This window comes from Algoriphagus hitonicola (assembly GCF_900113375.1).
Classification (GTDB): Bacteria; Bacteroidota; Bacteroidia; order Cytophagales; family Cyclobacteriaceae; genus Algoriphagus; species Algoriphagus hitonicola.
On sequence record NZ_FOPC01000007.1, the window covers coordinates 140403 to 155104 of the forward strand.

Consider the following 14702-nt stretch of genomic DNA (forward strand, 5'->3'; position numbering starts at 1 on the left):
TATGGCAAGAGAGTCCATCAAAGCTCGCGAGAGAAAGAGAGAGCATCTGGTAGCCAAGTATGCTAAGAAAAGAGCTGAGCTAAAAGCAGCCGGTGACTACGAAGCCCTTGACAAATTGCCTAAGAATGCTTCTCCAGTAAGATTACACAACCGTTGTAAACTTACTGGTCGTCCAAAAGGCTACATGAGAAAGTTTGGTATCAACCGGGTAACCTTCCGAGAAATGGCCTCAGCAGGCAAGATCCCGGGAGTCACTAAGTCCAGCTGGTAAAATAACGACAGTAGTTTTTATTTAAAAAATCAATTCGTAACTTTGCACGCCCAAAACGGGTGGAGCTAGACTAATAATACCATGACTGATCCAATAGCTGATTATTTGACCCGATTGAGAAATGCCATCAAGGCTTCTCATCGTATCGTCGAAATACCTGCTTCTAACATCAAGAAGGAGATCACTAAAGTATTGCATGAAAAAGGATACATCCAGAACTATAAGTTCGAGGAAAATGGACCTCAAGGCAGCATCAAAATCGCTTTGAAATACAATCCTACCACCAAGCAAAACGCTATCGTGAGCCTACAGCGTGTTAGTACACCAGGTTTGAGAAAATATGTGAAACATGAAGATCTTCCCCGCGTCATCAACGGCTTGGGAGTAGCGATCGTTTCCACATCCAAAGGAGTAATGACTGACAAAGAAGCACGTACCGAAGGTATCGGTGGTGAGGTGCTTTGCTATGTATATTAATTTACTATCATGTCAAGAATAGGTAAAAAACCAATAAATCTACCCAGCGGTGTTACTGTAGACGTTTCCTCTCCCGGAGAGGTGACTGTTAAAGGTCCAAAGGGTACCCTGACTCAGGAAGTCAATCCTGATATTCAGGTCAAAGTGGAGGGCAATGATATCATCGTTTCCCGTCCTACCGAATCCAAAAGACACAAGTCTCTTCATGGTCTTTACAGATCTTTGATCAACAATATGGTGATCGGAGTTTCTGAGGGATACAAAAAAGAATTGGAACTAGTCGGTGTAGGTTATAAGGCAACCAACCAAGGACAGGTTCTTGAATTGAATCTGGGTTATTCTCACAACATCTTCTTTGCTTTGCCAAATGATGTTGCCGTGAAAACCGAAACTCCAAAAGGTAAAAACCCACTCATCACCTTGGAAGCAATTGACAAGGAACTGATTGGGCAAATAGCTGCAAAAATCAAATCGTTGCGTAAAATCGAACCTTACAAAGGTAAAGGTGTGCGTTTCGTGGGTGAACAAATTAGACGTAAGGCTGGTAAAACTGCCGGTAAAAAATAATAGGTTATGGCATTTAACAAGAATTCCAGAAGACTTAGAATCAAGCAGGGTATCCGTAGAAAAATCTCCGGTACCGATTCCAGACCTCGGTTATCTGTATTCAAAAGTAATACGGGTATTTACGCTCAGCTCATCGATGACCTTAAAGGTCAAACGCTTGCTCAGGCATCTTCCAAAGAATTGGGAGCTAAGCAAAACATCAATGTTTCTGTCTCTGTAGAAGTAGGTAAAAAACTTGCCGAAAGAGCAGTGGCCAATGGTGTCAGCGAAGTAGTATTTGATAGAAACGGCTACTTGTATCATGGTAATGTGAAAGCTTTGGCCGAAGGCGCCAGAGAAGGAGGCCTTAAATTTTAATCCATTATGTCTCAACAAAGAAAAAAGCCTATCAGGGCTACAGATACAGAATTAAAAGAAAAAGTAGTAGCGATCAACCGGGTAGCCAAAGTGGTGAAAGGTGGTAGAAGATTCTCTTTTTCTTCAATCGTGGTAGTAGGAGATGGCAATGGTGTTGTAGGTTATGGATTGGGTAAGGCCAACGAAGTAACTGACGCAATCACCAAAGGTATCGAAGACGCAAAGAAAAATCTCGTCAAAGTACCCGTGCTTAAAGGAACAATCCCTCATGAGCAAATCGGTAAATTTGGTGGAGGTTTGGTTTTGATCAAGCCAGCAGCTCCAGGTACTGGAGTAATTGCCGGTGGTGCGATGCGTGCAGTATTGGAATCAGCCGGTGTAACCGACGTTTTGGCCAAGTCCAAAGGATCTTCTAACCCGCACAACGTGGTTAAAGCTACCATTGATGCATTACTTCAGCTTAGAGACGCTATTGCTGTTTCTCAGCAAAGAGGGGTGAAAATGTCTAAAGTTTTTAACGGATAATCATCATGGCTAAGATCAAAATCACGCAAATAAAATCCGTCATTGATAGACCAAAAGATCAGAAAGCGACTGTTGTTGCGCTCGGTCTGGGTAAAATCAGTAAATCTGTAGAAGTAGAGAATACTCCTCAGATCGCCGGTATGGTAAAGAAAGTTAATCACCTTGTAAAAGTGGAGGAAGCTTAATCATGAAATTACATACATTAAAACCAGCCGAAGGATCCACCAAAAACCGAAAAAGAATCGGTAGAGGTCAAGGATCCGGTAGAGGGGGAACTTCTACAAGAGGTCACAAAGGTGCTAAATCAAGATCTGGATACAAGTCCAAGCTAGGATTCGAAGGTGGTCAGATGCCACTTCAGAGAAGAGTTCCTAAATTTGGATTCAAAAGCTTCAACAGAGTTGAGTTCAAACCAGTAAATTTGGATACCTTGCAGGACCTTGCTTCTCAGTTCAATCTAGAGACTGTCGATATGGATACTTTAGTAGCTCACGGAGTTGCTTCAAAAAATGACAAGATCAAAATTTTGGGTAATGGGGAGTTGAGTTCCAAGCTATCTGTATCTGCTCACGGTTTCTCTGCCAGCGCTGTGGCTGCCATTGAAAAAGCGGGCGGTTCTGTAAACAAGATTTAATTAAATGAAAAAGTTTATTTCGACAGTTAAGAATATCTTCTCGATCGAAGACCTAAGGATTCGGATCCTTAACACGATAGGCTTTCTGATTATTTTCAGATTAGGCTCATTTATCGTTCTTCCAGGAGTAGACCCTTCCAAGTTGGGAGGACCTCAAGAAGGAATCTTCGGTTTGATTGACACCTTCCTTGGTGGGGCGTTTAGTAATGCTTCCATCTTCGGATTGGGGATTATGCCCTACATTTCTGCCTCCATTGTGTTGCAGCTGTTGACTGTCGGAGTACCTTACTTTCAGAAAATGCAGAAGGAGGGTGAATCTGGTCGGAAACGAATCAATCAGATCACGCGAGTTCTCACCATATTGATTACAGTAGCTCAAGGTATCGGGTACGTTACCGCCACCATTTTACCAACAGGTGCTGTAATGGTAAGTACAGGGTTGTTTATGTTTAGCTCTTTGGTGCTACTTTCCGCCGGTACAATGTTCTGTATGTGGCTTGGAGAGAAGATCACCGAAAAAGGAATCGGAAACGGGATCTCCATGCTTATCATGATCGGTATCATCTCTAGATTTCCAGGTGCTATTATCGCGGAAGTTTTGGAAAAAAATACCTCAGGCATGCTTCTTCTATTGATTGAAGCTGCGGTCTTGTTCTTTGTGGTTCTTTGTGTAATTGCATTGACAGAAGCTACTCGGCGAATCCCTGTGCAGTACGCCAAACAAGTGGTGGGTGGTAAAGTATATGGCGGTCAGCGTCAGTATATCCCTATCAAAGTAAACGCCTCAGGTGTAATGCCCATTATCTTTGCGCAGTCCTTGATGTTTGTACCTGCTTTGATTGCTCAGATTTGGGCAGGTGAAAGTGATATTGCCAATTATATTGGTACTACCTTCTCTGACTTTACCTCCTGGCAGTATAATGTACTCTTTGGAGTTTTGATTATCATCTTTACATTCTTCTACACTGCTATTACCGTTAACCCGGAGCAAATTGCAGAGGATATGAAGCGAAATGGTGGATTTGTACCAGGGATCAAGCCTGGAGCACCTACCTCAGAGTTTATTGACGGAATCATTTCCAAAATCACTCTACCAGGGTCTATCCTCCTTGCTGTAGTAGCGATCTTACCGGCCATTGCGATTATCGCAGGTGTTGGTGCCGAATTCGCTCAGTTTTACGGAGGTACCTCATTATTGATTATGGTGGGTGTGATTATGGATACCCTACGTCAAATTGAAAGTTATCTTCTCATGAGACATTATGAAGGAATGATGAAGAGTGGTAATATGAAGAATAGTGCTTCAAATTACCAAGTAGCTTAAGATGATTCATTACAAGACTTCAGAGGAAGTTCAAAAGATTAAAGAAAGTGCTGACATCTTGGCAAAGGCTCACGGAGAAGTAGCCAAGCATGTCAAAGTAGGGGTAAAGACCTCTTACTTAGATAAAATAGCTGAGGAGTTTATTCGGGATCATCAGGCTGTTCCATCCTTTAAAGGATATAACGGTTTTCCCGCATCACTCTGCATCTCTGTGAACGAGGTAGTCGTTCATGGATTTCCCAGCTCATATGAATTGAAAGATGGCGATATAATCTCAGTAGATTGTGGAGTCTTTCACCAAGGTTTTCATAGCGATTCCGCTTATACTTACCCCATCGGTGAAGTCTCAACTCCTGTTCTGAATTTGTTAAAAGCCACCCGAGATTCGCTTTATTTGGGAATAGAGCAGGCTATTTTTGGTAACCGTATTGGAGATATCGGACACGCGATTCAAAAATTTGTCGAATCCAAAGGATATACAGTCGTCAGAGAACTGGTAGGTCATGGTTTGGGTAAAAATCTTCATGAAGCTCCTGAGGTCCCCAATTACGGTAAACGAGGCAGCGGTCCTTTGCTAAAAGCGGGGATGGTTATTGCAATCGAGCCCATGATTAATCTCGGTACGCGAAATATCGTACAAGAGCGCGATGGATGGACGATCCGAACAGCCGATCGGAAACCCAGCGCACATTATGAGCACACAGTTGCAATTTTCGAAGATAGAACAGAGGTTTTGACCTCTCATAAGTACATAGAAGAGAGTTTTAAATTCTAAAATGGCAAAACAGACTTCAATAGAGCAAGACGGAACCATCATTGAGGCGTTATCTAACGCCATGTTCAAAGTGGAACTGGAAAATGGGCATCAACTGATCGCACATATATCCGGTAAAATGAGGATGAATTACATCAAAATCCTCCCTGGAGATCGTGTCAAATTAGAGCTATCTCCCTATGATTTGTCAAAAGGCAGAATTGTATATCGATATAAATAAACTGATATGAAAGTTAAAGCATCTATCAAAAAGAGAAGTGTTGACTGTAAGGTGATCCGAAGAAATGGAAAACTTTACGTCATCAATAAGAAGAATCCTAAGTTTAAACAAAGACAAGGTTAAGATTATGGCTAGAATTGCAGGTGTAGATATACCAGACAATAAGCGTGGCGAAGTAGGACTTACCTATATCTTCGGAATAGGAAGAAGCTCCGCCAGGGCGATCCTGAACAAGGCCGGTATCTCCTTCGACAAAAAAGCAGGTGAGTGGGATGACGATGAGTCAACCGCCATCCGAAACATCATCTCTGAGGAATTCAGAACAGAAGGTGTGTTGAAGTCAGAGATCCAATTGAACATCAAGCGACTGATGGATATCGGTTGCTACAGAGGTTTGAGACACAGAAAAGGACTTCCGGTGCGTGGTCAAAAGACCAAAAACAACGCCAGAACAAGGAAGGGTAAGAGAAAAACAGTTGCTAACAAGAAAAAAGCGACTAAATAAAACCTGATTTAGATTATGGCTCAGAAAAGAAACGATAAAGCAAAAGGTAAAAAAAGAGTTGTTAAAGTAGAGGCAGTAGGCCAAGTCCACATCAAAGCTTCCTTTAACAATATTATCATCTCTATTACCAATAATTCAGGACAGGTTATCTCTTGGGCTTCTGCCGGTAAAATGGGATTCAGAGGTTCAAAGAAAAACACTCCTTATGCTGCGCAAATGGCTGCCCAAAACTGTGGTCAGGTTGCTTACGACTTAGGTTTGCGAAAAATCGAAGTTTTTGTAAAAGGTCCAGGCTCCGGCCGGGAATCAGCGATCAGAACCTTGCAAAATGTAGGTTTGGATGTGACTACCATCATTGATGTGACTCCAATGCCGCACAACGGCTGTCGTCCTCCTAAGCGTAGAAGAGTTTAATTTTAAAATTGTAACAGAATGGCTAGATATACAGGTCCTAAAGCAAAGATCGCCCGCAAGTTTGGCGAGCCTATCGAAGGGCATAGCAAAGCGCTTCAAAAGAAAAACTACCCTCCCGGACAGCATGGCCGCGGAAGAAGAAAGAAGCAATCTGAATACGCAATCCAGCTTGCTGAAAAGCAAAAAGCAAAATACATCTACGGTGTATTGGAGAGACAATTCGCTAAAATGTTTGACATCGCTTCCAGAAAAAATGGAATCACCGGCGAAAACCTTTTGCAATTGCTAGAAGCGCGTTTGGATAATACCGTTTACAGATTGGGAATCTCCCCTACTCGTAGAGGTGCCAGACAATTGGTTTCTCACAAACACATCTTGGTCAACGGTGAGGTGGTAAACATCCCATCCTACACCTTGAAGCCAGGGGATATCGTTTCTGTAAGAGAGCGGTCTAAGTCCTTGGAAGCTATCACCGATAGTTTGGCAGGAAAAGGCGCCAATAAATATTCCTGGTTAGAGTGGGATGGTGCTTCATTGTCCGGAAAGTTTGTCAGTATCCCAAGCAGAGATGATATTCCTGAGAATATCAAGGAGCAACTTATTGTCGAACTTTACTCTAAGTAATATTTACTATTTTCAGCTTTAAAACAAAGAACAAGATATATGTCCATATTAGCATTTCAAATGCCCGAAAAAGTGGTAATGGAAAAAGCCGATGACTTTCATGGCTTGTTTACCTTCAAACCACTAGAAAAAGGCTATGGAGTTACTATCGGTAACGCCCTAAGAAGAATATTGCTTTCTTCGCTGGAGGGTTATGCCATCACTTCCATCAAGATTCCTGGAGTGGTGCATGAGTTTTCTACCATCGAAGGTGTAGTGGAGGATGTGACCGACATTATTTTGAACCTGAAGCAGGTCCGATTTAAGAAAGTACACGAGGCTTTCGACGGCAAAATCACTGTGGAAGTTAAAAATCAGTCTGTCTTCACTGCCGGGGACATTGCCAAGTTCACTTCTTCCTTCGAGGTTCTTAATCCTGATTTGGTCATTTGCCATATCGATGAAAAAAAGACGTTCGAGATCGAATTGATTCTTGACAAAGGAAGAGGCTACTTGCCAGCTGAAGAATCCAAACCAAAAGAGCAGATTTTCGGTCAGATTGCAATTGATGCTATTTTCACTCCTATCAAAAACGTGAAGTATAGCGTTGAAAACACACGTGTGGAGCAAAAAACTGACTTCGAAAAATTGATCCTTGAAGTCACTACCGATGGATCCATCCATCCGGAAAAAGCACTTCAGGAATCTGCCAAAATTCTGATCCAACACTTTATGTTGTTTTCTGATCAGACTATGGTGCTCGATTCTACTGGACCTGCAGAGGCAGAGCCGATCGATGAAGAATTCCTTCACATGAGAAAACTCCTCAAAACCTCTCTGAGTGACCTTGATCTTTCCGTACGTGCATTCAATTGCTTGAAAGCCGCAGACGTGAAGACACTTGGTGATTTGGCGAAATTGGAGATTTCTGACATGATGAAATTCAGAAATTTTGGTAAAAAATCATTGGCTGAACTTGAACAGCTGATTCAGGAAAAAGGCCTGACCTTTGGAATGGATATTTCAAAGTATAAACTTGATGAAGAATAAATAAAATGAGACACGGTAAGAAATTTAACCACCTTGGAAGGAAGGCTGCTCATAGGAAAGCGATGCTTTCCAACATGGCTACATCCCTGATTCTTCACAAGCGTATCTCTACCACGCTTGCCAAGGCAAAGGAATTGAAGAAATATGTAGAGCCTCTGGTGACCAGAGCCAAAGAAGATACTACACACAACAGACGTGTGGCATTTTCCTATCTTAAAAATAAGGAAGCCATCATTTCTCTTTTCGGAGAAGTGATCGCCAAAGTAGGTACTCGTCCAGGTGGATACACTCGCATCATCAAGACGGGATTCAGATTAGGAGATAATGCAGAAATGTGTATCATTGAACTTGTTGATTTCAACGAGTTGATGCTGAAAGACGCGAAGCCAGCCAAGAAAACCACCCGTAGATCTCGTAGAGGTACAGGTGCTTCTAAGCCAGCTGAGATTGAAGCTGCTGCGGCTACTACTTCAGAAGAAAAACCATCAAAGCCTCAGGCTCCTGAAGCTTCTGATGATACGGATACAGAATCTGAAGAGAAATAAGTTTGAAATCTATTCGATATATAGAAAGGATTGGACGTTAGTTCAATCCTTTTTTTATACCCATACATTCCTCCTCCTTCCAAGAAATATTTAACTTTGGGCAATCTTCTGAAACATGATTAAACAAAAAGCTACCTTACTCCTTGCAGACGGAACCGTTTTTCACGGTTCTTTAATCGGAAACCCAGGCACTAATGGCGGTGAAATTTGCTTCAATACCGGTATGACCGGTTACCAAGAAATTTATACCGATCCATCTTATACCGGGCAGGTCATCGTGACCACTACCTCACATATCGGTAATTATGGGGTACATAATGAAGAAGTAGAATCAGATCATCCAACCATCGGTGGAATTGTGGTCAACAGTTTCTCCGAGATTTATTCCCGATTGGATGGACACGGTTCTCTTCAAGATTATTTGGTCAAATATAAAATAACCGGGATCGCTGATATTGATACCCGTAAACTGGTGAGACATATTCGTTCTCAAGGTGCCATGAACGCCATTATCAGTTCTGAATATGATGGCGATCTAGAAGGACTTCAGGCAGAGTTGGACAAGCTTCCGGATATGAACGGACTGGAGCTTTCTTCTAAAGTGTGTACTCAGGAGCCCTATTTTTACGGAGACGAAAATGCCGCGATAAAAGTGGCGTGTTTGGATTTTGGGATTAAAAAGAATATCCTGAGAAATCTAGCCTCCAGAGGAGTTTATTGCAAAGTATTCCCAGCCAAGACAAAATTGGCCGAAATGGAAGCTTGGTCTCCCAATGCCTATTTCCTTTCCAATGGCCCTGGAGATCCAGCCGTGATGGAATATGCCGTAGATACAGTAAAAGATATTCTAGAAACAGGAAAACCTTTATTTGGGATTTGTCTTGGGCATCAGTTGCTGGCTGAGTCAGTGGGGATCTCAACCTATAAAATGCACCATGGACATCGGGGAATCAATCATCCGATCAAAAATCTGACATCCGGAAAAAGTGAAATCACCTCCCAGAATCATGGCTTCAATATTGTCCGAGAGGACAGTGAGAATCATCCTGATGTGGAGATCACTCACGTTCATCTTAATGACAATACGGTAGCAGGTATCAGACTTAAAAATAAGCCGGCTTTTTCAGTACAATATCACCCCGAGTCATCTCCGGGACCACACGATTCCAGGTACCTTTTTGATGACTTCATTTCCTTAATCAATCAAAATTAAATCTCTTAAACCTTTTAAAACTATGACCTTGATTCAATCAATTCATGCGAGACAAATCCTCGATTCGCGAGGAAATCCTACCATAGAGGTAGATGTAGTGACAGAAAATGGGGCCTTTGGCCGTGCGGCAGTCCCAAGTGGAGCCTCCACAGGTGTCAATGAAGCCGTGGAGCTACGTGACGGAGATAAAAGTAAATATCTTGGAAAAGGGGTGTTAAAAGCCGTTTCCAATGTCAATGATGTCATTGCCCCTGAATTGGTCGGAATGGATATTTTCGAGCAGAATATGATCGACCAGATTATGATTGAGCTTGACGGTACTTCCAACAAAGGCAACTTGGGTGCTAATGCTATTTTGGGCGTTTCTCTTGCAGTAGCGAAAGCTGCAGCCATGGAATCCGGACAGCCACTTTACCGCTATATCGGTGGAGTAAATGCCAATACCCTCCCTGTGCCAATGATGAATATCATCAATGGAGGTTCTCACTCTGATGCACCTATTGCTTTTCAGGAATTTATGATCCGACCTGTTGGTGCGGAAAGTTTCTCAGAAGCCATTCGTATGGGAGCAGAGATTTTCCATCATTTGAAAAAAATCCTTCATGATAAAAATTTGGTGACTGCGGTAGGAGATGAAGGTGGTTTTGCTCCAAACTTCTCTGGCGGGACTGAAGAAGCGCTTGGAAGTATTTTGGACGCCATTTCCAAAGCTGGCTATAAGGCTGGTGAGCAAGTAACAATCGCATTGGATTGTGCTGCTTCTGAATTTTTTGTGGACGGGAAATACGATTACTCCAAATTTGAAGGATCAACCGGTAAAGTTCGCTCCAGAGAAGAGCAGGTAGATTATTTGGCTGAATTGTCCCAGAAGTATCCAATTGATTCGATCGAAGACGGTTGTGCAGAGGAAGACTGGGAAGGTTGGGCGATGCTCACTGCCAAAATCGGAGATAAAGTACAGCTGGTCGGTGATGATCTTTTTGTGACCAATGTAAAATTCTTGCAAAGAGGGATCGAAGAGAAATCAGCCAACTCGATCTTGATCAAAGTAAACCAAATCGGTACGCTTACAGAGACGATCAATGCAGTGAACCTTGCCCACAAAGCTGGCTTTACAGCCGTGATGTCTCACCGCTCAGGTGAAACGGAAGATTCTACGATTGCTGATTTGGCAGTGGCTTTGAATACCGGACAAATCAAAACCGGATCCGCATCCCGTTCTGATCGTATGGCCAAATACAATCAATTGCTTCGAATTGAGGAGCAATTGGGAGAGTCAGCGGTTTTCAAGGGAAGATTGAAATAAGCCGATAAACTCCGCTTAAAATAAAATATAATTGTACAAACGCCCCTAGCTTTTTGCTGGTGGGCGTTTTGTTTTTCAGGGAAATGGGAAATGGTATTTTAAAAATCAAAAAATGATTTAGGCTTTTTGCATCATTTTTGTACCTTAATTATCTAAATTATTTTGGATGAAAAAGCTTTTCAAACTCACTACCAATTTCTATGGGATCGCAGCTCTTTGTTTCCTGTTCTGGATGATTTTTATCGACTCAAATAACATCGTCAACCAATTTAAGCTGAGCCAAAAACTGAATCAATTGGAGGATCAAAAAGAGTTTTATCAGGACAGAAAACTCAAAGTCCAAGCGGAAAGACAAGAATTACTAAACAATCCTGAACTTTTGGAGAAGTTTGCCCGTGAAAAATACTTTATGAAGAAGAAAACGGAGGACCTCTATGTTATCGTCAAGGAATAAGTTTTTTCTAATCTTAGGATTGTTTTTTTTCACCACGCTATTGAGCAGTCTTGCGCAGCGCGAAATATACTCTGATACCATTCCTTTCAAAGATCGACTTTACTATGGAGGGAATTTTGGAATGCAGTTTGGCACCATCACACTCGTCGATGCGTCTCCGCTGGTGGGAGTGATGATTACAAATCGCTATTCGGCAGGAGTGGGAGTGACATACCAATATTTTAATGATCGCCGATTTGTAGGCGGATCAACCTCTACTTACGGAGGAAGGGTTTTCAATCGATACAATGTCCTGCCCAATATATTTCTTCATGGAGAATTTGAATCGATCAATTTTGATAATTTTAACCAGTTCAATGGTGAATTCAGTCGAATTTGGTCCAATGCCCTTTTTCTAGGGGCCGGCTATTTTGCTCCATTTGGAGGGGGAAGAGGTGGAGCCAATTTTACTTTTCTCTACAATATTCTTCATGACAACCTTCGTTCCCCTTATGGTGAACCTTATGTCATCCGTGTGGGTTTTGTGATGTAAATACGCTTCAAACCTACTCGATGAATTCACTGATTAAAAAAATCCACCAAGCTCATCAGGAGTGCTCTGATTGTCCCTCGCCTCAGGTTATCCAACAGTTTTTTGAAGAACTCTTGGGATTGCTTTTTCCAGAATATACCGTTCAGAAGCTTAAAGAAGAACAGGATGTCACCCAGAAACTTCAGGCTTTGGAGGAGCGCTTGGGAAAAATATTGGAGCGAAACACACATCTCCATGGCAAAGATGGAAGGCATCTGGCCAGTCAGTTTTTTATTCAATTGGAGCGTGTGTATGACTGGATTCATCAGGATGTTGATGCCATGTTTTCAGGAGATCCTGCAGCTAAATCACGAACAGAGATTCTTCGTTCCTATCCGGGGTTTTATGCTATTGCAGCTTACCGAGTAGCACATGAACTTCACGTATTAGGGATTAAATTAATCCCTCGTATGATTACAGAAATCGCCCATAGCCGCACAGGAATCGATATTCATCCGGGTGCTAAAATTGGACAGCATTTCTGCATTGATCATGGGACGGGCGTGGTAATCGGAGAAACTACAGTAATTGGTAATCGGGTCAAAGTATACCAAGGGGTGACGTTGGGAGCATTGAGTGTGGACAAGGCAGACGCGGATAGCAAGCGTCATCCAACTATAGAAGATGATGTGGTGATCTATGCAGGTGCTACGATCCTCGGAGGTAAAACGGTAATCGGCAAAGGAAGTACCATCGGAGGTAATGTTTGGCTGACTAAATCTGTTGCCGCTGGCTCAAAAGTGTATTATCAGGCTCAAATGCATCACGCCGATTCGGAAGTGACGGATTTATATATCTTCAAAAATGACGTCGATGAAGCTCTTTGAATTAATCGGAAATACTCCACTAATCGAAGTACAACATATTTCTGCCAACCCTAAGGTTAAAATTCTCTGTAAAATGGAGGGTCAAAATCCCGGCGGTAGTGTCAAGGATCGCGCAGCGTATAATATGCTACAATCTGCCTTGGATAGAGGAGAAATTAAAAAAGGCGATAAACTAGTCGAAGCTACAAGTGGAAATACCGGAATCGCCTTGGCGATGGTAGCCAAAGTACTAGGGCTGAACATGACACTGATTATGCCGGATAATTCCACAAGGGAGCGCGTACTCTCGATGGAGGCCTACGGTGCTCAAGTGATCCTGACACCTGCTTCCAAAACCATTGAATATTCCCGAACTCTTGCCGAAAAGATGAATGCTGAAGAGGGCTATTTTATGCTAAATCAGTTTGCCAACCCGGATAATTACCTCGCTCATTATAAAACTACAGGTCCAGAAATCTGGAAGGATACCTATGGAAAAGTAACCCATTTTGTTTCTGCTATGGGGACCACGGGTACGATAATGGGTGTATCCCGATATCTCAAAGAAAAAAATCCCGAGATTCAAATCGTAGGAACCCAACCTACCGATGGTTCGAGTATTCCCGGAATCCGACGTTGGTCTCCGGAGTTTTTACCAGCAATTTTTGAAAAGGAACGGATCGATCGAGTGATTGATGTCTCTCAACAGCAAGCCACAGAAATGACCCGTCGTATGGCCAAAGAAGAGGGGATTTTAGCCGGAATGAGTAGCGGAGGCGCTTTACATGCTGCAATCGAACTGTCCAAAGAACTCGAAGAAGCATTAATCGTTTGCATCACCTGTGATCGGGGAGACCGGTATCTGAGTTCGGATTTGTTTGGGTAATTTCAGTTCTACCTCAATTTTCCTACTATTTCAAGATTAAGATTTAAGTCTGAGACTTGAAGCAAAATGCTTAAGACATTGTACGGCTCTCTTACTTATCCTTTTTCTTGGCTCTTAAACAAAAAACTGCTTCATCTTCTCCAGACCTGTTTGAGCGACTAGATTCACCTCCATTTCCCAAAGGCTTGGGTTGAATAGCTCCAGAGATAGGATTTTATTGCCTCCCATAGACTTGAGAGTTTGGGCGACCTCTGCAAGTGGCGCCACTCCGTCTCCCGGGTAAACGCGATGCTTGTCTTCTTGCTCGGTTCGTGGGAGCGTATCGGCAAAATCATTTAGATGAAACACCTCTATGGCCTGGCCATGGATTAATTTCAACCCCTCAAAACCGGATCCTCCACGAAATAGATGGTAAATATCCGGTAAAAGCCGGGCGTCAGGGTCATTAGCCATGGCAGCTACCGCCAATGCCTGTCCCAATTGGTAAAAAGGAGGAAAAGCTCCCCAAAATTCAAGCTGTGGCATACAACCTGTTTTACGACCGAGATCTAAGAGTTTGGCGTATTTTTCACCAGCCTCTATCAGATCAACAGGAGCCACAGTCCCGATGGCAGGTGCGGCAATCCGTGTACAACCGATGGCAGCAAGTTGGTTCATTTCTTTTTCGATCTGCTCAAATCCCTGTTTGCTTTTCCCTGAATCCTGAGCCATCCAGGTGGCAAAACCAATCGCATTGACCGCTTCGATTCCTGCATCATCCACTTCTTTTTTAAGTTGAGTCAGGCTTTTTCCAGATTGGAGATAAGCGTCGATTTCCATCATCCAGAGCTCAATGCCATCGTAACCTGCCCGAGCGGTGACCTCAATCATTTCGGAGAGCGAAAGCTTTTGTCCCCTAATGGTACTGGTATTAAGTGAAAACCGGAAAGTGGCCTCATTCTCGGATTTTGATTTGGCCAATGCAGGCAATCCCATCGTTGCCAATGGAGCCAAGGAGAGGCTTTTCAATAGATTTCTACGTGTGGTCATGATAGGTTTAGGCGTTTTAGTGTAGGCATATTTCCTTTTATCGAAAAAGAATGCCATTTATACTTAATTCTAAAAATAGGAATCTTCCAGAGGATTCTATCGTAATTTCATCCATGCGGAAATTTATTTTTTTTTGGGGTTTATGTTTGATTTTGACGGTTTCATCCCAA

The 14702-nt window shown here is 42.6% G+C and carries 23 protein-coding genes; 22 read left to right on the forward strand and 1 reads right to left on the reverse strand.

Going from position 1 to position 14702, the window contains the following annotated elements; genetic code table 11:
* Nucleotide 1 precedes the first annotated feature (1 nt).
* The 22 genes from rpsN to cysM all read left to right on the forward strand — a co-directional run bounded on the left by rpsN (nucleotide 2) and on the right by cysM (nucleotide 13503).
* Nucleotides 2–271 carry a 30S ribosomal protein S14 gene (rpsN, locus tag BM043_RS11120; RefSeq protein ID WP_092791633.1) on the forward strand — a complete coding sequence of 90 codons (270 nt, stop codon included), beginning with the start codon at nucleotides 2–4 and terminating at the stop codon, nucleotides 269–271.
* A gap of 81 nt (nucleotides 272–352) precedes the next feature.
* Nucleotides 353–748: a 30S ribosomal protein S8 gene (gene rpsH / locus BM043_RS11125; RefSeq protein ID WP_092791635.1), complete on the forward strand. Its 396-nt coding sequence runs from the start codon at nucleotides 353–355 to the stop codon at nucleotides 746–748.
* A gap of 9 nt (nucleotides 749–757) precedes the next feature.
* Nucleotides 758–1315, forward strand: a complete 558-nt coding sequence (gene rplF, locus BM043_RS11130) for a 50S ribosomal protein L6 (RefSeq protein WP_092791637.1) — start codon at nucleotides 758–760, stop codon at nucleotides 1313–1315.
* Nucleotides 1316–1321: 6 nt separating this feature from the next.
* Nucleotides 1322–1672, forward strand: coding sequence for a 50S ribosomal protein L18 (gene rplR / locus BM043_RS11135; RefSeq protein ID WP_092791638.1), 351 nt, complete (start codon nucleotides 1322–1324; stop codon nucleotides 1670–1672).
* A 6-nt stretch (nucleotides 1673–1678) separates the two neighbouring features.
* Complete coding sequence (rpsE, locus tag BM043_RS11140; protein WP_092791640.1) at nucleotides 1679–2197, forward strand: 30S ribosomal protein S5; 519 nt, start codon at nucleotides 1679–1681, stop codon at nucleotides 2195–2197.
* Between the two features lie 5 nt (nucleotides 2198–2202).
* Nucleotides 2203–2382, forward strand: a complete 180-nt coding sequence (rpmD, locus tag BM043_RS11145; RefSeq protein ID WP_092791642.1) for a 50S ribosomal protein L30 — start codon at nucleotides 2203–2205, stop codon at nucleotides 2380–2382.
* Nucleotides 2383–2384: 2 nt separating this feature from the next.
* The gene (gene rplO, locus BM043_RS11150; protein WP_092791644.1) at nucleotides 2385–2831 is read left to right on the forward strand and encodes a 50S ribosomal protein L15; all 447 of its coding nucleotides are present in this window, start codon (nucleotides 2385–2387) and stop codon (nucleotides 2829–2831) included.
* Nucleotides 2832–2835: 4 nt separating this feature from the next.
* The gene (gene secY / locus BM043_RS11155) at nucleotides 2836–4155 is read left to right on the forward strand and encodes a preprotein translocase subunit SecY (protein WP_092791646.1); all 1320 of its coding nucleotides are present in this window, start codon (nucleotides 2836–2838) and stop codon (nucleotides 4153–4155) included.
* A gap of 1 nt (nucleotide 4156) precedes the next feature.
* Nucleotides 4157–4930, forward strand: coding sequence for a type I methionyl aminopeptidase (gene map / locus BM043_RS11160; RefSeq protein ID WP_092791648.1), 774 nt, complete (start codon nucleotides 4157–4159; stop codon nucleotides 4928–4930).
* Nucleotide 4931: 1 nt separating this feature from the next.
* Nucleotides 4932–5150, forward strand: coding sequence for a translation initiation factor IF-1 (infA, locus tag BM043_RS11165; protein ID WP_008202999.1), 219 nt, complete (start codon nucleotides 4932–4934; stop codon nucleotides 5148–5150).
* Nucleotides 5151–5156: 6 nt separating this feature from the next.
* Nucleotides 5157–5273, forward strand: coding sequence for a 50S ribosomal protein L36 (gene rpmJ / locus BM043_RS11170; RefSeq protein WP_014772314.1), 117 nt, complete (start codon nucleotides 5157–5159; stop codon nucleotides 5271–5273).
* Between the two features lie 4 nt (nucleotides 5274–5277).
* Entirely contained in the window at nucleotides 5278–5655 is a 378-nt protein-coding gene (gene rpsM, locus BM043_RS11175) for a 30S ribosomal protein S13 (RefSeq protein WP_092791650.1), read from the forward strand.
* A gap of 15 nt (nucleotides 5656–5670) precedes the next feature.
* A complete protein-coding gene (rpsK, locus tag BM043_RS11180; RefSeq protein ID WP_092791652.1) occupies nucleotides 5671–6069 on the forward strand; it encodes a 30S ribosomal protein S11 in 399 nt (132 codons plus the stop codon).
* An 18-nt stretch (nucleotides 6070–6087) separates the two neighbouring features.
* On the forward strand, nucleotides 6088–6693 hold the full coding sequence (gene rpsD, locus BM043_RS11185; protein WP_092791654.1) for a 30S ribosomal protein S4: 606 nt from the start codon (nucleotides 6088–6090) through the stop codon (nucleotides 6691–6693).
* A gap of 39 nt (nucleotides 6694–6732) precedes the next feature.
* Nucleotides 6733–7722 (forward strand): DNA-directed RNA polymerase subunit alpha, encoded by a 990-nt coding sequence (locus BM043_RS11190; RefSeq protein ID WP_092791656.1) that lies wholly within the window; start codon nucleotides 6733–6735, stop codon nucleotides 7720–7722.
* A gap of 5 nt (nucleotides 7723–7727) precedes the next feature.
* Nucleotides 7728–8267: a 50S ribosomal protein L17 gene (gene rplQ, locus BM043_RS11195; RefSeq protein WP_092791659.1), complete on the forward strand. Its 540-nt coding sequence runs from the start codon at nucleotides 7728–7730 to the stop codon at nucleotides 8265–8267.
* A 115-nt stretch (nucleotides 8268–8382) separates the two neighbouring features.
* Nucleotides 8383–9480 (forward strand): glutamine-hydrolyzing carbamoyl-phosphate synthase small subunit, encoded by a 1098-nt coding sequence (carA, locus tag BM043_RS11200; RefSeq protein WP_092791661.1) that lies wholly within the window; start codon nucleotides 8383–8385, stop codon nucleotides 9478–9480.
* Between the two features lie 22 nt (nucleotides 9481–9502).
* Complete coding sequence (gene eno / locus BM043_RS11205; protein ID WP_092791664.1) at nucleotides 9503–10786, forward strand: phosphopyruvate hydratase; 1284 nt, start codon at nucleotides 9503–9505, stop codon at nucleotides 10784–10786.
* A 166-nt stretch (nucleotides 10787–10952) separates the two neighbouring features.
* Nucleotides 10953–11240 carry an FtsB family cell division protein gene (locus BM043_RS11210; protein WP_092791666.1) on the forward strand — a complete coding sequence of 96 codons (288 nt, stop codon included), beginning with the start codon at nucleotides 10953–10955 and terminating at the stop codon, nucleotides 11238–11240.
* Nucleotides 11221–11772, forward strand: a complete 552-nt coding sequence (locus BM043_RS11215; RefSeq protein ID WP_092791668.1) for a hypothetical protein — start codon at nucleotides 11221–11223, stop codon at nucleotides 11770–11772. The genes BM043_RS11210 and BM043_RS11215 overlap by 20 nt, the downstream gene beginning before the upstream one ends.
* A gap of 20 nt (nucleotides 11773–11792) precedes the next feature.
* Nucleotides 11793–12638, forward strand: a complete 846-nt coding sequence (locus tag BM043_RS11220; RefSeq protein ID WP_092791670.1) for a serine O-acetyltransferase — start codon at nucleotides 11793–11795, stop codon at nucleotides 12636–12638.
* Nucleotides 12625–13503: a cysteine synthase CysM gene (gene cysM, locus BM043_RS11225; protein WP_092791672.1), complete on the forward strand. Its 879-nt coding sequence runs from the start codon at nucleotides 12625–12627 to the stop codon at nucleotides 13501–13503. Before BM043_RS11220 ends, cysM begins: the two co-directional genes overlap by 14 nt.
* A gap of 114 nt (nucleotides 13504–13617) precedes the next feature.
* On the opposite strand, the gene BM043_RS11230 is transcribed toward cysM, so the two are convergent.
* Nucleotides 13618–14589 (reverse strand): sugar phosphate isomerase/epimerase family protein, encoded by a 972-nt coding sequence (locus BM043_RS11230; RefSeq protein WP_245753019.1) that lies wholly within the window; start codon nucleotides 14587–14589, stop codon nucleotides 13618–13620.
* Between the last annotated feature and the right edge of the window lie 113 nt (nucleotides 14590–14702).